General features: G+C 71.4%; 17 protein-coding genes and 1 rRNA gene. 10 read left to right on the top strand and 8 right to left on the bottom strand.

The window, feature by feature from the left end; genetic code table 11:
- Nucleotides 1-140: 140 nt before the first annotated feature.
- Nucleotides 141-1,358, bottom strand: coding sequence for a phosphoserine phosphatase SerB (serB, locus tag ACFV2S_RS09290; RefSeq protein ID WP_383801592.1), 1,218 nt, complete (start codon nucleotides 1,356-1,358; stop codon nucleotides 141-143).
- A gap of 197 nt (nucleotides 1,359-1,555) precedes the next feature.
- Here serB and ACFV2S_RS09295 point away from each other — a divergent pair, with 197 nt between their 5' ends.
- Nucleotides 1,556-4,147, top strand: coding sequence for an FHA domain-containing protein (locus ACFV2S_RS09295; RefSeq protein WP_385555707.1), 2,592 nt, complete (start codon nucleotides 1,556-1,558; stop codon nucleotides 4,145-4,147).
- Nucleotides 4,148-4,209: 62 nt separating this feature from the next.
- Here the strand turns inward: ACFV2S_RS09295 and ACFV2S_RS09300 are convergent, their stop codons facing one another.
- From ACFV2S_RS09300 to ACFV2S_RS09310, 3 genes are all read right to left on the bottom strand, one after another.
- A complete protein-coding gene (locus ACFV2S_RS09300) occupies nucleotides 4,210-4,995 on the bottom strand; it encodes a transglycosylase SLT domain-containing protein (RefSeq protein WP_385555710.1) in 786 nt (261 codons plus the stop codon).
- Between the two features lie 289 nt (nucleotides 4,996-5,284).
- A complete protein-coding gene (locus ACFV2S_RS09305) occupies nucleotides 5,285-6,382 on the bottom strand; it encodes an S-adenosylmethionine:tRNA ribosyltransferase-isomerase (RefSeq protein WP_385555712.1) in 1,098 nt (365 codons plus the stop codon).
- Nucleotides 6,379-7,080, bottom strand: coding sequence for an SDR family NAD(P)-dependent oxidoreductase (locus tag ACFV2S_RS09310; protein ID WP_385555714.1), 702 nt, complete (start codon nucleotides 7,078-7,080; stop codon nucleotides 6,379-6,381). Before ACFV2S_RS09310 ends, ACFV2S_RS09305 begins: the two co-directional genes overlap by 4 nt.
- Before the next feature lie 172 nt (nucleotides 7,081-7,252).
- Here ACFV2S_RS09310 and ACFV2S_RS09315 point away from each other — a divergent pair, with 172 nt between their 5' ends.
- The 3 genes from ACFV2S_RS09315 (at nucleotide 7,253) to ACFV2S_RS09325 (ending at nucleotide 9,437) form a co-directional block, all read left to right on the top strand.
- Nucleotides 7,253-8,398 (top strand): GAF domain-containing sensor histidine kinase, encoded by a 1,146-nt coding sequence (locus ACFV2S_RS09315; RefSeq protein ID WP_383792145.1) that lies wholly within the window; start codon nucleotides 7,253-7,255, stop codon nucleotides 8,396-8,398.
- Nucleotides 8,391-9,032 (top strand): response regulator, encoded by a 642-nt coding sequence (locus ACFV2S_RS09320; protein ID WP_385555716.1) that lies wholly within the window; start codon nucleotides 8,391-8,393, stop codon nucleotides 9,030-9,032. The genes ACFV2S_RS09315 and ACFV2S_RS09320 overlap by 8 nt, the downstream gene beginning before the upstream one ends.
- Before the next feature lie 165 nt (nucleotides 9,033-9,197).
- Nucleotides 9,198-9,437, top strand: coding sequence for a chaplin (locus tag ACFV2S_RS09325; RefSeq protein WP_329856343.1), 240 nt, complete (start codon nucleotides 9,198-9,200; stop codon nucleotides 9,435-9,437).
- 299 nt (nucleotides 9,438-9,736) lie between these two features.
- On the opposite strand, the gene ACFV2S_RS09330 is transcribed toward ACFV2S_RS09325, so the two are convergent.
- Nucleotides 9,737-10,528: a hypothetical protein gene (locus tag ACFV2S_RS09330; protein ID WP_385555719.1), complete on the bottom strand. Its 792-nt coding sequence runs from the start codon at nucleotides 10,526-10,528 to the stop codon at nucleotides 9,737-9,739.
- Nucleotides 10,529-10,663: 135 nt separating this feature from the next.
- Between ACFV2S_RS09330 and ACFV2S_RS09335 the strand changes: the two genes are divergently transcribed.
- The 4 genes from ACFV2S_RS09335 to ACFV2S_RS09350 all read left to right on the top strand — a co-directional run bounded on the left by ACFV2S_RS09335 (nucleotide 10,664) and on the right by ACFV2S_RS09350 (nucleotide 13,866).
- The gene (locus ACFV2S_RS09335; protein WP_383792153.1) at nucleotides 10,664-11,461 is read left to right on the top strand and encodes an ABC transporter ATP-binding protein; all 798 of its coding nucleotides are present in this window, start codon (nucleotides 10,664-10,666) and stop codon (nucleotides 11,459-11,461) included.
- Between the two features lie 75 nt (nucleotides 11,462-11,536).
- Nucleotides 11,537-11,965, top strand: coding sequence for an NfeD family protein (locus ACFV2S_RS09340; RefSeq protein WP_385555721.1), 429 nt, complete (start codon nucleotides 11,537-11,539; stop codon nucleotides 11,963-11,965).
- Between the two features lie 93 nt (nucleotides 11,966-12,058).
- Nucleotides 12,059-13,000, top strand: coding sequence for an SPFH domain-containing protein (locus ACFV2S_RS09345; protein ID WP_376515176.1), 942 nt, complete (start codon nucleotides 12,059-12,061; stop codon nucleotides 12,998-13,000).
- Between the two features lie 92 nt (nucleotides 13,001-13,092).
- Complete coding sequence (locus ACFV2S_RS09350; protein ID WP_385555723.1) at nucleotides 13,093-13,866, top strand: sulfite exporter TauE/SafE family protein; 774 nt, start codon at nucleotides 13,093-13,095, stop codon at nucleotides 13,864-13,866.
- 67 nt (nucleotides 13,867-13,933) lie between these two features.
- Here the strand turns inward: ACFV2S_RS09350 and ACFV2S_RS09355 are convergent, their stop codons facing one another.
- From ACFV2S_RS09355 to ACFV2S_RS09365, 3 genes are all read right to left on the bottom strand, one after another.
- On the bottom strand, nucleotides 13,934-14,440 hold the full coding sequence (locus tag ACFV2S_RS09355) for an HNH endonuclease (RefSeq protein ID WP_385555725.1): 507 nt from the start codon (nucleotides 14,438-14,440) through the stop codon (nucleotides 13,934-13,936).
- Between the two features lie 164 nt (nucleotides 14,441-14,604).
- Nucleotides 14,605-15,141, bottom strand: a complete 537-nt coding sequence (locus ACFV2S_RS09360) for a YbhB/YbcL family Raf kinase inhibitor-like protein (protein WP_385555727.1) — start codon at nucleotides 15,139-15,141, stop codon at nucleotides 14,605-14,607.
- Nucleotides 15,142-15,185: 44 nt separating this feature from the next.
- Nucleotides 15,186-15,968: a sporulation protein gene (locus ACFV2S_RS09365; protein ID WP_382869066.1), complete on the bottom strand. Its 783-nt coding sequence runs from the start codon at nucleotides 15,966-15,968 to the stop codon at nucleotides 15,186-15,188.
- Between the two features lie 78 nt (nucleotides 15,969-16,046).
- Here ACFV2S_RS09365 and ACFV2S_RS09370 point away from each other — a divergent pair, with 78 nt between their 5' ends.
- The gene (locus tag ACFV2S_RS09370; RefSeq protein ID WP_385555730.1) at nucleotides 16,047-16,709 is read left to right on the top strand and encodes a DNA-3-methyladenine glycosylase; all 663 of its coding nucleotides are present in this window, start codon (nucleotides 16,047-16,049) and stop codon (nucleotides 16,707-16,709) included.
- A gap of 496 nt (nucleotides 16,710-17,205) precedes the next feature.
- A 16S ribosomal RNA gene (locus ACFV2S_RS09375) occupies nucleotides 17,206-17,292 on the top strand; the annotation flags it as partial.

A 17,292-nucleotide genomic window follows, 5' to 3' on the forward strand; every position in this document is an offset into this window, starting at 1 on the left:
CGTTGTGCGCTGGTGCGCCCGCGTGCGCGCCCCTCCGTTCTCGTTCCCCCACCCCCCCACCCCACCCCCCCCTCCCCGGTCGGGGCGCTCTCCCCCCCCCCCCCCCGCGCGCCCCCTCCTCCGTCACCCCGCAGCACCGCTCAGTGCAGCAGGTCCTCCTCGCCGCCGTCCGCGGCCTCGACCTCTTCGCGCGTGATGCCGAGCAGGTAGAGCACGGTGTCCAGGAACGGCACGTTCACCGCCGTGTGGGCCGCGCGGCGCACCACCGGCTTCGCGTTGAACGCCACCCCGAGCCCGGCCGCGTTCAGCATGTCGAGGTCGTTGGCCCCGTCGCCGATCGCCACGGTCTGCGCCAGAGGCACCCCCGCCTCGGCGGCGAACCGGCGCAACAGCCGCGCCTTGCCCGCCCGGTCGACGATCTCGCCGGTCACCCGGCCCGTCAGCTTCCCGTCCACGATCTCCAGCGTGTTGGCGGACGCGAAGTCGAGGCCGAGACGCTCCTTCAGGTCGTCGGTGACCTGCGTGAACCCGCCGGAGACGACCCCCACCTGATAGCCGAGCCGCTTGAGCGTACGGATCAGGGTGCGGGCGCCGGGCGTCAGCCGCACCTCGGCGCGGACCTTGTCGACCACCGAGGCGTCGAGGCCGGCGAGCAGCTCCACGCGCGCGTGCAGCGACTGCTCGAAGTCCAGCTCGCCGCGCATCGCCGCGGCCGTCACCTCGGCGACCTTGTCCTCGCAGCCCGCGTGCGCGGCGAAGAGCTCGATCACCTCGTCCTGGATCAGGGTCGAGTCGACGTCCATCACCACGAGGCGCTGGGCCCGCCGGTGCAGACCGGCGGAGACCACGGCCACGTCGACCCCGACGCTGTGCGCCTCGGTGGCCAGCGCGGTCCGCAGCGGCTCGGTCTCGCAGCCCGAGACGGCGAACTCGACGGCCGTCACCGGGTACTTCGCGAGGCGGAAGATGCGGTCGATGTTGCCGCCGGTCTCCGCGATCCTCGCCGCTATGGCCGCCGTCTGCTCGGCGGTGAGCGGGTTGCCGAGCACGGTGACGTGCGAGCGTCCCTCACCGCGGGGGCGGTTGTCGCCCGTGCCGGAGATGATCTCGGCCTGGAGCTTCAGCGACTCGGCCCAGCTGTGGATGGTGGCCCGGAGTTCGCCCTGGGGGGCGACGGTCGGCTCGGTGACGAGCGCGCACAGGACGAGGCGGCCGCGGGAGACCACCTGTTCGATGTCCACGACGTCGACGGAGTAGGCGGCGAGGGTGTCGAAGAGTCCCGCGGTGATCCCGGGACGGTCCTTCCCGAAGATCTTGACGAGAAGGGTGGGAACGTCTGAGGTCTGCGATGCGCTCATGGTGGTTCCACCGTATCGGGCACGGTGCGCCGCTCGAGCGCCCGTCCCGCCCTGCGGACACCCGACTGGTCCAGGAGTTGACCCGAAGGTCTTCACGCGGCCCGACTTTCCGAGAACGGACCGGGCCTGAAATAGTTCCCCAGGATGATTCGCCATCCCTGGACTCCCGACGACGGGGGTACATCGGGGGACAAGTAGTGGGGCATGGAGTGCCAGAACTCGTACTGGAATTGAACGGCAGGACCTGGACGCTCGATCCGTCCCGGTCGTACACCCTGGGCAGGGACCCTCAGGGTGACCTGGTCATCGACGACGCCAGGGTCTCGTGGCGCCACGCCACCATCAGCTGGGGCGGCCGGAGCTGGGTCATCGAGGACCACGGCTCCACGAACGGCACCTTCCTCCAGGGCCAGCGGGTCCACCAGGTGGAGATCGGCCCCGGCTCGGCCGTCCACCTGGGCAACGCGACCGACGGCCCGCGGCTGAATCTCGCCGCCGCCGGCGCGGCCGCCGCACCTCAGCAGCAGCAGGCGCCTCAGCAGCAGGCGCCTCAGCAGCAGGCGCCGCACCAGCAGGTACCTCACCAGCAGGCCCAGGCCCCGGCCCACCAGGCCGCCGGCGCGGCCCAGGCCGACTGGGCCACGCACCAGGCGCCGCCGCAGCACCAGGCGCCCCCGCAGCAGCAGGGCTGGCCGCAGCAGGCCCAGCAGCAGGTCCCGCACCAGCAGGTGCCCGGGCAGGGCCACCCCGGTGCGGGGGGAGCTTCCTCGGCCTACGCCGACCGCAGCCCCACCACGTTCCACCAGTTGTCCCTCGGCCACGTCATGCGGATCGGCCGTGCCCTCGAGAACGAACTGGTGGTCTCCGACCTCCAGGTCTCGCGGCACCACGCCGAGTTCCACGCGACGCCCGACGGCCGCTTCGAGATCCGCGACCTCGGCTCGCACAACGGCACCTACGTCAACGGTCAGCCGATCACCAAGGGCGGCTCGGCCCTCCTCGGCCCGCAGGACATCGTCGGCGTCGGCCACTCGACCTTCCGCATCGTCGGCGGCCAGCTCGAGGAGTTCGTCGACACCGGTTCGGTCTCCTTCTCGGCCCGCCACCTCACGGTCACGGTCGACGGCGGCAAGCAGATCCTCAAGGACGTCACCTTCGGCGTCCCGGAGAAGTCGCTGATCGGCGTCATCGGTCCGTCCGGCTCCGGCAAGTCCACCCTGCTCAAGGCGCTGACCGGCTACCGCCCGGCCAATGAGGGCGACGTCCTCTACGACAACCGCAGCCTCTACAAGCAGTTCGCCGAGCTGCGCCAGCGCATCGGTCTGGTCCCGCAGGACGACATCCTGCACAAGGAACTGACCGTCGTGAAGGCGCTGCGGTACGCGGCCAAGCTCCGCTTCCCCGGCGACACCGCCACGGCCGAGCGCGAGGCCCGCATCGACGAGGTGCTGCGCGAGCTCAAGCTCGACATCCACAAGGAGAAGAAGGTCACCTCCCTCTCCGGTGGCCAGCGCAAGCGCGTCTCCGTCGCCCTGGAGCTCCTCACCAAGCCCTCGCTGATCTTCCTGGACGAGCCGACCTCCGGCCTCGACCCGGGCATGGACCGCGACGTCATGCAGCTGCTCCGCGGCCTCGCCGACGACGGCCGCACGGTCCTCGTCGTCACCCACTCGGTGGCCGAGCTGGGCCTCTGCGACAAGCTGCTGGTCATGGCGCCCGGCGGCTCCGTGGCGTACTTCGGCCCGCCGGAGGAGGCGCTGAACTTCTTCGGCTACTCCACCTGGGCCGACGTCTTCTCCGCCTTCGAGAACTACCGCGACTACGACTGGGCGGGCCGCTGGAAGGGCTCGCAGCACTACCAGATGTACGCCGCGGACATCGACGCCGTCGCCGCGCAGCCCGTCCAGATGCCGCAGCAGGCGATGGCCAGGCCGCCGAAGCCGCAGGGCTGGGGCTCGCAGCTGTGGACCCTGATCCGCCGCTACGTCTCCGTCATCGCGTCCGACAAGGGCTTCATGGCCCTGATGGTGATCCTGCCGGCCGTCCTCGGCGCGGTGTCCGTCGTCATCCCGGCCGACTTCGGCCTCGGCAAGCCCACGCCGCCGTCCCGCTTCAACGGCGACGCCGGCACGATCATGCTCATCCTCGCGGTCGGCATGTGCTTCTCCGGTGCGGCCAACTCCGTCCGAGAACTGATCAAGGAACGGGTCATCTACGAGCGGGAGCGCGCCGTCGGCCTGTCCCGCTCCGCGTACCTGATGTCCAAGGTGATCGTCCTCGGCGTGATCACGGCCTTCCAGGGCGTCATCATCTGCGGCATCGGCTTCTCCACGCGCGCCCTGCCCGAAGAGGGCCTGCTCATGCCGCCGGCCGTCGAGCTGTGCGTCCAGGTCATCGCGCTGGGCCTCACCTCGATGATGGTCGGCCTGGTCATCTCCGCGCTCGTGAAGACCGCCGAGAAGACCATGCCTCTGCTGGTCATGTTCGCGATCGTCCAGGTCGTGTTCACCGGCATCCTCTTCCAGGTCTACGGCTCGCCCGGCCTGGAGCAGTTCGCCTGGCTCATGCCCTCCCGCTGGGCCATCGCCGGCGCCGGCACCACCCTGGACCTGGCGCACCTGATGCCGCCGTGGGACCACAAGGACCCCACGAACACCGACCCGCTGTGGGAGCACACGGTCGGCCAGTGGAGCCTGGACCTCGGCATCCAGCTCCTCATGGCGACGGTCTGCTGCGTCGTCGTGGCGCGGCTGCTGCGCCGCCACGAGCCCGAGGTCATGCGCAAGTAGCGGAACGGCCCGAAGGGCGGCACCCCGCGCGGGGTGCCGCCCTTCGGCGTGTCCGAGGCGACTCAGTACGCGCTGTTGACGTTGTCGATCGAGCCGTAACGGTCGGCCGCGTAGTTGGCGGCGGCGACGATGTTGGCGACCGGGTCGTACTGGTCGAACTTGGTGCCGGGGATGTGGTAGGCCTTGAACGTCGGGTAGATCACCTGGAGCAGGCCCTTGGACGGGACGCCGTTGATGGCGTTGATGTCCCAGTTGTTGATGGCGTACGGGTTGCCGCTGGACTCGCGCATGATGTTCTTGTGCAGGCCGTTGTACGAGCCCGGGATGTCGTGCTTGTCCATGATGTAGAGCGCCTCGCGGATCCAGCCGTCGAGGTTGTTCGCGAAGACCGGGGTGCGGGCCACGGAACGGCTCGCGGCCGCCTTCTCCGCGGCGCGCTTCTTCGCGGCGGCCTTCGCCTTCGCCTTCGCCTCGGCCTTGGCCTTCGCCTGGGCCTTGGCCCGGGCGTCCGCCTTGGCCTTGGCCGCGGCCTTGGCCTTCGCGTCGGCCTTCGCCTTGGCGGCTGCCTTGGCCTTCGCCTCGGCCTCCTGCTTGGCCTTCAGGCCGATCGTGGTCTGCTGCTGGTCGATGCTGGCCGCCAGGGCCTTCGCCTGCGGGCTGTTCGCGTCGTACGACCAGGCGACCTGCTGGGTGCCGGCCAGAGCCTGCGGCTCCGTCTCGGTGCCGCCGTTCCCACCGGACACGAGGGAGAGGGTGAGGGCTGCGGCGCCCAGGGCGGCGACGCCGGCGATCGTGGCCTTGTGGGTCTTCTTCAGACCACGACTGTGGCCAGGGGTGTTCGCAGACATGCTGGGCTACCTCTTCGAATCGCTGGGGGTCGCTCGGCCGGGGCGGCGCTGCGCCTGCTCGGCGGCGACGGGGGCAATTCTTAGCGGCGGCAAAATCCCGTGGCAAAGGAGTGACATACGATCCCGGGTAGTGGATCAGGGGCCCGTGCACAGGCCACACAAAGCCCCCTGTGGCCCGTATCCTCCGCCCATTTCGGGCATTCGGGTATCCACTAGGGGGCTTCGTAAGTGATCTGGGTCCTATGCGCGGCCTCACATCGGGCACGTAACGAACTCACCAGACGTTGCTTCAGCAATGCGTACGGTGAGGACTCTCCTCCGGAAGGAGGAGATGGACGTCGCCGAACTCGTGCCAGAGGTAGCGCCCCCGCACCGCGGCGGCGTACGCGCTCCGCAGCGCCGGCCGCCCGGCGACCGCCTCCAGCATCAGCAGATGCGAGGCCTCGGGCTCGTGCAGCCCGGTGAGCAGCCCGTCCACCACGCGCACCCCGCGCGCGGGGGTCACCACGAGGTCCGTCCACCCCGCACGGGCGGCCACCACCCCGTCCGCCCCCGCCGCGGACTCCAGCGCCCGCACCACGGTCGTCCCCACCGCGATCACCCGGCGGCCCCCGGCACGGGCCCCGTTCACCACGGCCGCCGTCGCCGCCGGGACCTCGAAGCGCTCCGGGTAGGGCGGCTCGTGCGCCTCCGCCGACGCCACCCCCGTATGAAGGGAGAGCGGAGCGATCCGCACGCCCCGGCCGGCCAGCTCCGCCACCAGGCGGGCCGTGAAGGGCCGCCCCGCGCTCGGCATCTCCGCCGAGCCCGAACCGTCGGGGGAGGGGCGCGCGAAGACCGTCCGGTACGCCGACAGCGGCTGGTCCCGCTCCGTGTACCCGTACCGGATCGGCCGCCCGTACCGCCCCAGGAGACCCGGCACGTCCGCGTCCGCCCCCGCCCACCACAAACGCCCGCTCCCGGGCGCCAGCGGCTCCCCGAGCACCAGCCGCGCCCCTCCCGGCAGCCGCACGACCGCCCCCGCGGGACCGCCCCCACGCGGGCGCGTACTGCCCGCCCCGTCCGGCGCCCGCAGCTCCACGGCCCACCGCCCGTCGTCCCCGCGGGTCGAGAAGTGCACCACCACCGGCTCGCCGCCGGGCTCCGGCCCGACCCGCCCGTCCACCGCCGCCGCCAGCGTGGCCGACGTGTTGACGACGAGCACGTCCCCGGCCCGCAGCAGCGCGGGCAGCTCCCCGAAGACGTGGTGCGACACCGCCGTGCCCCGCGACACGAGCAGCCGCACGTCGTCCCGGCCCCGCCCCGGGCCCCGCTGCTCGGCCGGCACCCGCGCCGACAGCTCCGCCGGCACCCTCAGCCCCTCCAGCCCGTCGGACAGCACGCTCACCGGACCGCCCCCGCCCGCTCCGCCGCCGTGTACCGCCCGCTGGCCGGCCGCTCGTCGAGCAGCCGCAGGAAGACCGGGACGACCTCGTCGGGAGCGGGAGTCCCGGACAGGTCCTCACCGGGCTCCGCGGCGGCCAGCATGTCCGTCCGCATGCTGCCCGGGTCCACCCACCAGACCCGCAGCCCCCGCTCCTCCTCCGCCAGGACCGCCGACAGCAGGTCGAGGGCCGCCTTCGTCGCCCCGTAACCGCCCCAGGTCCGGTACGCCACCACGGCCGCGTCCGAACTCAGGCCGATCACCGCACCGGCGGGCGCCGCGCGCAGCAGGGGCAGTGCCTCCTGGACCAGCGCCAGCGGCGCCACCACGTTGACCTCCAGGGCGGCCCGGAAACCGTCGAGCGGCTGATCGGCGAGCGCCACCAGCGGCTCCGCGCCCAGGACCGCCGCGTTGTTCACCAGCAGGTCGAGCCCGCCGAGCTCCCGCGCCGCCGCCACGAGCTCCCGCCGGTGCCCCGCGTCCGTCACGTCCCCGGACAGGGCCACCACCCGGGCTCCCCGCGCGCGTGCCGCCTCCGCGCCCTCCTTCAGCGCCTCCGTCGTGCGGGCGTCGAGCACCAGGTCCCAGCCCCGGCCGGCCAGCGCCTGCGCCAGCGCCCGCCCCAGACCCCTCGACGCCCCCGTGATGATCGCGACTGCCATGACGTCCGTCCCCTCTCCCTGTGGATGGCTCAAGCCTCCGGCCGCACCCCCGCCCGCCGCCTCGTCCCCGGGCCCGGACCACCGCGGGCACTTCGACCTAGGTCCCGGGACCGGCCCCGCCCTCGTCCCCGGTCGGATACGGACCGTCACACCCCGCCGGTACCGTGAACACATGAGCCATCGACCCAGCTCCGGCCTGGCCGCCGTGAGCACCGCCCTCCTCGCGATGAGCCGCCACCTGGAGGTCCGCGACGTCCTCAAGACGATCGTCGCGTCCGCCCGTGAGCTGCTCGACGCCGAGTACGCGGCCCTGGGCGTCCCCGACGACCACGGCGGCTTCGCCCAGTTCGTGGTCGACGGCGTGAGCGACGAGCAGTGGAGGGCGATCGGCCCGCTGCCCCGGCAGCACGGCATCCTCGCGTCGATGCTCCACAAGGCCGAGCCCGAGCGGCTCGCCGACGTCCGCCAGGACCCCCGCTTCGAGGGCTGGCCCGACGCCCACCCCGAGATGTCCGACTTCCTCGGCCTGCCCGTCAGGGACGGCGACGAGATCCTCGGCGCCCTCTTCCTCGCCAACAAGCGCTGCCCGAAGCCCGGCGGCGGCTGCGGCTTCACCGCCGACGACGAGGCGCTCCTCTCGATCCTCGCCCAGCACGCGGCCATCGCCCTCACCAACGCCCGGCTGTACGAGCGCAGCCGTGAGCTCACCATCGCCGAGGAGCGCTCGCGCCTCGCCCACGAGCTGCACGACGCCGTCAGCCAGAAGCTCTTCTCGCTCCGGCTGACCGCCCAGGCCGCCGCCGCCCTCGTCGACCGCGATCCCGCCCGCGCCAAGGGCGAGCTCCAGCAGGTCGCCACGCTCGCCGCCGAGGCCGCCGACGAGCTGCGCGCCGCCGTCGTCGAGCTCCGGCCCGCCGCGCTCGACGAGGACGGCCTCGTCCACACGCTCCGTACGCAGATCCAGGTCCTCGACCGCGCCCACTCGGCCCGGGTCACCTTCGAGAGCCCGGGGACCCGGGCCCTGCCGGCCGCCCAGGAGGAGGCCGTCCTCCGGGTCGCCCAGGAGGCCCTGCACAACGCCCTGCGGCACGCGGACGCGGAGGTCGTCGCGGTCTCCCTCACCCGCAGCGGCCAGGGCGCGCGGCTCACCGTCACCGACGACGGCAGGGGGTTCGACCCGCGCACGGTCCGCAGCGCCGGCCGCCACCTCGGCCTGGTCTCCATGCGGGACCGGGCGGGCGGCGTCGGCGGACGGCTCACCGTGACCTCGGCCCCGGGCGAGGGCACCACGATCGAGATGGAGGTTCCCGGTGGCTGACAAGCCGATCCGAGTCCTGCTGGTCGACGACCACCAGGTCGTCCGCAGAGGCCTGCGCACCTTCCTGGAGGTGCAGGACGACATAGAGGTCGTGGGGGAGGCCTCCGACGGTGCCGAGGGGGTCGCCCGGGCCGAGGAGCTCCGCCCCGACGTGGTCCTCATGGACGTGAAGATGCCGGGCACCGACGGCATCGAGGCGCTCAAGCGGCTCCGCGCGCTCGCCAACCCCGCCAGGGTCCTCATCGTCACCAGCTTCACCGAGCAGCGGACGGTCGTCCCCGCGCTCCGCGCCGGGGCCTCCGGATACGTCTACAAGGACGTCGACCCGGACGCCCTGGCCGGTGCGATCCGCTCCGTCCACGCGGGGCACGTCCTGCTCCAGCCGGAGGTCGCCGGCGCGCTCCTCGCCCAGGACGAGTCGCAGGGGTCGGGGCGGGGCTCGACGCTCACGGAGCGGGAGCGCGAGGTCCTCGGCCTGATCGCGGACGGCCGGTCCAACCGGGAGATCGCCCGTGCCCTGGTGCTCTCCGAGAAGACGGTCAAGACGCACGTCTCGAACATCCTGATGAAGCTCGACCTCGCGGACCGCACCCAGGCGGCGCTCTGGGCGGTACGGCACGGCCTCACGCGCTGACGCCGTACCCGGACGCGCCCCCTGTGCGCGGGGGCGCACGACCGTTCAGTCCTTCATACCGTCGTGTGTATGTCCCCCGTTCGGCGCAACCCGACGGGGGATACGGCGTTCTCCATGGCGTGCTGCGGCGAACCTGCCGCAGCGATGACCAGGAGGATGTACCAAGTGAAGAACCTCAAGAAGGCCGCTGCCCTCACCATGGTCGCCGGTGGCATCGTCGCCGCCGGCGCGGGTGTCGCCTCCGCGAACGCGGACGCCGCCGGGCAGGCCCTCCACTCGCCGGGCGTCGCCTCCGGCAACCTGGTGCAGGTCCCGGTCCACGTCCCCGTGAACGTCTCCGGCAACACGGTCAACGTGATCGGCCTGCTCAACCCGGCCTTCGGCAACGGCGCCGTCAACGGCTGACCACCCCACCCGAACCCCGCCCCGGACGATCCCCCCGGCGGCGGGGCTTCGCCGTTCCCGGCACCGTTGTGAAGCCCCTCAACCCGGCCGTCGGCAACGGCGCAACGGCGGTCTCGACCCCGCGCCCGGCACCGTCGTGGGCAATCGTTCCGCAGGGCGCAACGGGTGGGCACCACCCCCGGGGCGCCGCCCGTCCCCCTCCCCGCACCCCCGCAGCAGCCGCGCCCCGCCGCGAGCAGGCCCCGGGCCGGGGCCGCACCGGAGCTCCTCGCGCCGGGCCCGAGGGCGGGCGGCAGGTCTCAGAAGCCCCGGTCCCGTTCCCGTTCCTCGACGTACGCGTTGTACGCGGCGACCTGGGCGCGGCGGGCCACCCGTTCCACCGGCCGCAGCGCCTCCCCCCGCGCCGTCATCTCCGACGCGCTCACCGCGCCCCCGTGGCCGTGGTCGTACGCCAGGTCCACCAGCAGGCCGATCCGCTGCGCCAGCTCCAGGACCCGCACCGCGCGCGGCGGATAGCCGGGGGCCAGTACGTCGCGGCCCACCTCCGCCCGCGCCCGGTACGCCTCGCGCGCCGCGTCCGCCGCGGGGCCCGAGGCCGCCACGTCCAGCCGGGTCAGCACCGCCGTCGCGTCCCGCAGCGCCTCCGCCAGCTCGCGCTCCGCCTCGCCGAGCGAGGGCACGTCGGCCGGTGGCGCCTCCCGCACCGCCAGGCAGTGCCAGACCACCGAGACGTGCACGTCACCCGCCGGACCCGCCTCCGCGACCTCCGGCACGAGACCGTACGGCGCGCCGTGGCCCACTACCGCCTCCTCCGCCTCCAACGCGCGCGCGTTGAAGTCCGGCGGCCCGCTGAGCCCCAGCGGATGCCCCGGCGCCGGCAGCGCGACCCGCCACCCGGTCACCCCGAGCCGCCGCAGCCGGCCCAGCGCGAGCGTCAGCCCCACCGGCCCCGCCTCACCCGGCAGCCCCTCCACGCGGTGCACCGCGTCCTCCCCGACAATCGCCGTCGCCGCCTCGTCGGGCGACACCGCCCCGGCCAGCAGGGCATTGCCCCAGGCGGCCAGACGTCCTGAGCGTGGTTCCGAAAGCATCCCCCCAGACTAAGGACTCTAAGGAAGCCCTACGGACCGGTCCGCTCCGTCGATAACGTAGGTTTTCCCCTGGACGCCGCGCCCATCGGCGCAAGGCGTCGACAAGACTCGACCCCAAGGGGAGACAACGCGCTCATGAGCGATGTACTGGAGCTGGTGGACGTATCCGTGGTCCGCGACGGACGGGCTCTGGTGGACGAGGTCTCCTGGTCGGTCAAGGAGGGCGAGCGCTGGGTGATCCTCGGACCCAACGGCGCCGGCAAGACCACCCTCCTGAACATCGCCTCCAGCTACCTCTTCCCCACCAAGGGAACCGCCCGCATCCTGGGCGAGCAGCTCGGCGGCGTCGGCACCGACGTCTTCGAACTCCGTCCCCGCATCGGCATGGCCGGCATCGCCATGGCGGAGAAGCTCCCCAAGCGCCAGACCGTCCTGGAGACCGTCCTCACCGCCGCGTACGGCATGACCGCCACCTGGAACGAGGACTACGACCCGGTCGACGAGCAGCGCGCCAAGGCCTTCCTCGACCGGCTCGGGATGAACGACTACCTGGACCGCAGGTTCGGCACCCTCTCCGAGGGCGAGCGCAAGCGCACCCTCATCGCCCGCGCGATGATGACCGACCCGGAGCTCCTCCTCCTCGACGAGCCCGCCGCCGGCCTCGACCTCGGCGGACGCGAGGACCTGGTCCGCCGCCTCGGCCGCCTCGCCCGTGACCCGTACGCCCCCTCCATGATCATGGTCACCCACCATGTCGAGGAGATCGCCCCCGGGTTCACCCACGTCCTGATGATCCGCCAGGGCAAGGTCCTCGCCGCGGGACCCGTGGAGATGGAGCTCACCTCCCGCAACCTCTCGCACTGCTTCGGCCTCCCGCTCGTCGTCGAGCGCGTCGGCGACCGCTGGACCGCGCACGGCCTGCCCCTGAAGTGACCGGCCGGGCACCGGCGTCCCGCACAGCCGCCCGCGCCCTGTCCCGGAAGGACCCCACCGCCCTACCATGACCCCGTGGACATCGACGCATGGGTCTGGTGGCTGATCGGCGCGGTGGGGCTCGGCATCCCGCTCGTCCTGACCGCGATGCCGGAGTTCGGCATGTTCGCCGTCGGAGCGGTCGCCGGGGCGGTGACCGCGGCCCTCGGCTTCGGCGTCGTCGCCCAGGTCCTCGTCTTCGTCGTCGTCTCCGTGGCACTCGTCGCGGTGGTGCGGCCGATCGCGGCCCGACACCGCGACGGCAGACCCGGACTCGCCACCGGCATCGACGCCCTGAAGGGCCGTCAGGCCGTCGTCCTGGAACGGGTCGACGGCAACGGAGGCCGCATCAAACTCGCGGGCGAGGTCTGGTCCGCCCGCACGCTCGACGGCGGACAGACCTTCGAACCGGGCGAACAGGTCGATGTCGTGGACATCGACGGGGCGACCGCGGTCGTCATGTGACCGAACCTCGCCCATGAGGCTTCGTCATCTGGGAAACTGGATCATCGGAAGAAACCCGGCAGACAACCGGCAGCGAAGGGCACGGGGAACACGATGTCAGCAGTCATCATCGTCCTGATCATTCTGGTGGTGCTCGTCTTCATCGCCCTGATCAAGACGATCCAGGTCATCCCGCAGGCGAGCGCGGCGATCGTGGAGCGCTTCGGCCGCTACACCCGCACGCTCAACGCCGGACTGAACATCGTCGTCCCGTTCATCGACTCGATCCGCAACCGGATCGACCTCCGTGAGCAGGTCGTCCCGTTCCCGCCGCAGCCGGTGATCACCCAGGACAACCTGGTCGTCAACATCGACACCGTCATCTACTACCAGGTGACCGACGCCCGCGCCGCGACCTACGAGGTCGCCAGCTACATCCAGGCGATCGAGCAGCTCACCGTCACCACCCTGCGCAACATCATCGGCGGCATGGACCTGGAGCGGACCCTGACCTCCCGCGAGGAGATCAACGCGGCCCTGCGCGGCGTCCTCGACGAGGCCACCGGCAAGTGGGGCATCCGCGTCAACCGCGTCGAGCTCAAGGCCATCGAGCCGCCGACCTCCATCCAGGACTCGATGGAGAAGCAGATGCGCGCCGAGCGCGACAAGCGCGCCGCGATCCTCACCGCGGAGGGCACCCGCCAGTCCGCCATCCTCACCGCCGAGGGCGAGAAGCAGTCCGCGATCCTCCGCGCCGAGGGCGAGTCCAAGGCCGCCGCCCTGCGTGCCGAGGGCGAGGCGCAGGCCGTCCGCACGGTCTTCGAGGCCATCCACGCCGGCGACCCGGACCAGAAGCTCCTCTCCTACCAGTACCTCCAGATGCTCCCGAAGATCGCCGAGGGCGACGCCAACAAGCTCTGGATCGTGCCCAGCGAGATCGGCGACGCCCTCAAGGGCCTCTCCGGAGCCCTCGGGAACGCGGGCGGCGGCGTCCCCGGCTTCAACGTCAAGGGCGACGTACCGGCCGCGCGACGAGACGAACCGTCGGTTGACTGACACGTACACGTAATTTTCGTGCATGATCGGTGCGAGCCCCTCGACCCCGGCACCGCCAGGGCGGGGAGGCGAGCCACTGACCATGTAAGGAGATGGCGTTGTCCATCTGGGAAGCCCTGGCAGTCTTCGCCGCCGGCATCGGCGCCGGCACCATCAACACCATCGTCGGATCGGGCACGTTGATCACCTTCCCGGTCCTCCTCGCGACCGGACTCCCCCCGATCACCGCGAACGTCTCCAACGCCCTCGGCCTCGTCCCCGGATCCATCAGCGGGGCCATCGGCTACCGCCGCGAACTCAAGGGCCAGAAGAACCGCGTCCTGCGACTCGGCGCCGTCGCCCTCCTCGGCGGCCTCATCGGCGCGATCCTCCTCCTGGCCCTCCCGTCCCAGGCCTTCGACGCGATCGTCCCCGTCCTCATCGGCCTCGCACTCGTCCTGGTCCTGTTCCAGCCCCGCATCGCCGCCGCCGTGAAGCGCCGCCGCGAACAGACCGGCACCGAGGCCCACCCCGACGGCGGCCCCGTCCTCCTCGGCGGCCTCTTCCTCGCCAGCATGTACGGCGGATACTTCGGCGCCGCCCAGGGAGTCCTCTACCTCTCCCTCATGGGCCTGCTGCTCCACGACGACCTCCAGCGCATCAACGCCGTCAAGAACATCCTCGGCGCCCTGGTCAACGGAATCGCCGCCGTCTTCTTCCTCTTCGTCGCCGACTTCGACTGGACGGCCGTCCTGCTCATCGCCGTCGGCTCCACCCTCGGCGGCCAGCTCGGCGCCAAGGTCGGCCGCAAGCTGTCCCCGACGGTCCTGCGCGGCGTGATCATCGCCGTCGGCATCGTGGCGATCCTGCAACTGACCCTCGGCTAGACCGCATGCGAAGGGCCCGGCCCCCACCGGGGAGCCGGGCCCTTCCGCACGACCGCGGATCACGCGTCTACGCGGCCGAGCTCGCCAGCCACTCCGGCAGCTCCGACCGCTCGCTCGCCCGCATCGCGAGCAGCATCGCGTCCGCCGGGGTCGGCTCGAACGGCTGGTGCAGCAGCGGCATCCCCGCCTGCTCCGGAGTCCGGTCCGCCTTGCGGTGGTTGTCCTCGGCGCAGGAGGCGACCGTATTCAGCCAGCTGTCACCACCCCCCTGGGCCCGCGGCACGACGTGGTCGACCGTCGTCGCCCGCCGCCCGCAGTACGCGCACCGGTGCTGGTCCCGGACCAGCACCCCCCTCCTCGACCACGGAGCCTGTCTTCGGAACGGCACCCGTACGTACCGGCAGAGCCTGATCACCCGGGGCACCGGAAGATCGACGGCGGCACCGCGCACCCGCAGCTCGGGATGGGCCTGCTCGACGACGGCCTTGTCCTGCAGGACAAGCACCACCGCACGGTTGAGTGTGACCGTCGAAAGCGGCTCGAAGCTCGCGTTGAGTACCAGCGTGTCCCGCATGTTGCCCACCTCCCGTATGCCGGCCCCGGCCCCGGAAGGGGACTTCGGGCTTGGATCAACGATGGCCGGGCCGGCCGGGTCGGACAACGCAATTTCTCGCGAAACAAAAGATGCCTGCTTCTGATCTCTCCAAGACCAGAAGCAGGCAAACAACAAACGAACGATCAGACCGCCGGGGGAGCCGCGTACTCACCGACCAGCTGGGCACGGCCCAGCGTGTGGAACCGCAGGTTGAACCCGACGGCCGCCGGCGAGGTGTCGGCGTCCGGACCGAGCTTCTCCTGATCCACCGCGTACACCGTGAAGACGTACCGGTGCAGCTCCCCCGCCGGAGGCGCCGCGCCGCCGAAGTCCTTCGACCCGTAGTCGTTCCGCGCGTGCACGGCACCGGCCGGCAGCCCCTCGAACGACCCCGACCCGGCACCCGCCGGCAGCTCCGTCACCGACACCGGGATGTCGAACAGCACCCAGTGCCAGAACCCGCTGCCCGTCGGGGCGTCCGGGTCGAAGCACGTCACGGCGAAGCTCTTCGTCCCCGCGGGAAAACCCTCCCAGCTCAGCCGCGGAGAGGTGTTCCCCTCCGCGTACACCTGGGCGTCCTTCAGAACCCCGCCCGGCGCGACGTCGTCGCTCACCACGGTGAAGGCCGCCACCGGCGGATGGAAGTCGTGGGGGAGCGGCGCCCTCTTGCCCTCGGACACGTCGAGTACCTCCGAATCGTCCGTCAACGCTGACGGAGCCGAGCCTAGAGCCAGTTGCGACGGCCGCCGACCTCGGCGAGCCACTGGTTCAGGTAAGCCGCCCAGTCGGTCGTGTGGAAGTCGTGCAGCCCCACCTTGAACGCGCGGAAGGAGTCGCTGCCCTCGGTGAACAGACCCGGCTTCTTGTCCATCTCCAGGACGACGTCCATCTCACGGTCGTCCGCGACGAAGCTGACCTCGACCTGGTTCAGGCCCCGGTACTGCTGCGGCGCGAAGAACTCGATCTCCTGGTAGAACGGCAGCCGCTGCCGCGTCCCCCGGATGTGCCCCCGCTCCATGTCCGCGCTCTTGAAACGGAAGCCCAGCTGGAGGAAGGCGTCCAGGATCGCCTGCTGCGCCGGCAGCGGGTGCACGTTGATCGGGTCCAGGTCACCGGAGTCCACGGCCCGGGCGATCTCCAGCTCGGTCGTCACCCCGATGTTCATCCCGCGCAGCTGCTGACCGGCGACCGAGGTCACCGGCGTCTCCCACGGGATCTCCAGACCGAACGGCACCACGTGCACGGCCCCGGCCTTGACCTCGAAGGCCCCGCCCAGACGCACCTTCACGAACTCGATGTCCTGCTTGTGCTCCTGGTCACCGCCCTCGACCTCGACCCGCGCCTGCAGCCCGACGGACAGCCCCTCGATCTGCTGGTCGACGCTGCCGCCCTGGATCCGGACCTCGCCCTGGACGACCCCGCCCGGGACGACGTTCTCCTCGGTGAGCACCGTCTCCACGGTCGCCCCACCGGCGCCCAGGCTCGCGAGCAGCTTCTTGAATCCCATGACTTCCACTCCTTCTCGGGTCCTGACCCCTACATACGCGCGACGACCGTAGCCGGTTCCCCACTACGCTCGGACCGCATGAGCGAGAGCCCCGACCGTACGCCGCTCCCACGTGCCTTCTTCGACCGCCCCGTCCTGGACGTGGCCCCCGATCTCCTGGGCCGCACGCTCGTCCGCAACACCGACGAGGGCCGGATCGAGCTGCGGCTCACGGAGGTGGAGGCGTACGCCGGCGCGATCGATCCCGGCTCGCACGCCTTCCGCGGCCGCACCGCACGGAACGCCGTCATGTTCGGACCCCCCGGACACGCGTACGTCTACTTCACCTACGGCATGTGGCACTGCCTGAACCTGGTGTGCGGCCCCGAGGGCCACGCGAGCGGGGTCCTGCTGCGCGCCGGCGAACTCCTCGACGGCGCCGACCAGGCCCGGCCCCGCCGCCGCTCGGCCCGCTCCGACCACGAACTGGCGAAGGGCCCGGCCCGCCTGGCCACCGCCCTCGATATCGCGCTCTCGCTGAACGGCACGGACACCTGCGCGGGCCAGGACGGCCCGCTCGCCCTCCTCACCGGCACGCCCCCGGCGCCGGACCGCGTCAGCAGCGGCCCCCGCACGGGCGTCGGCGGCGACGGTGCCCCACACCCCTGGCGTTTCTGGATCACCGGGGACCCGACGGTGAGTGCGTACCGCGCGCACGCCCCCAGGAAACGCCGCCTTGACTCTGGGCGGCCGACCTCGTAACGTAGCCCAAGCCGCTGGAAACGGTCTGCTTGTTCAAGCACCCCGCAGCGGCCACCCACTACTCGAGATGACAACCCCAGCAGGGGCTTATTTCGGCGTGCCTGAATTCGAATTCGAACGGCTCGATTATGAGTCGCCGAGAGAATCGGCTAAAGTAGTGGACACGCCGGAAGGGCCCGAAGCGAAAGCGAAAGGGACCGGAAAGCACCAAGGAAATCGGATCGGAAAGATCTGATAGAGTCGGAAACGAAGGAAGCGCCCGGAGGGCCTGGAAACAGGAACGAAGGAAGCGTCCGCACCTTGAGAACTCAACAGCGTGCCAAAAATCAACGCCAGATTAGTTGATACCCCGTCCATCTTCGGATGGTCGAGGTTCCTTTGAAAAAGTCCACCCCTCGGGGTGGCACACTACAGCGAGGACGCTGTGGACGGTCGGCCATATTCCGGCATGACTGTCCCGCTCAACGCGAGTGTCTCACCGGATTACCGGTAAACATTCACGGAGAGTTTGATCCTGGCTCAGGACGAACGCTGGCGGCGTGCTTAACACATGCAAGTCGAACGATGAAGCCCTTCGGGGTGG

This window comes from Streptomyces sp. NPDC059695 (genome assembly GCF_042733785.1).
Taxonomy (GTDB): domain Bacteria; phylum Actinomycetota; class Actinomycetes; order Streptomycetales; family Streptomycetaceae; genus Streptomyces.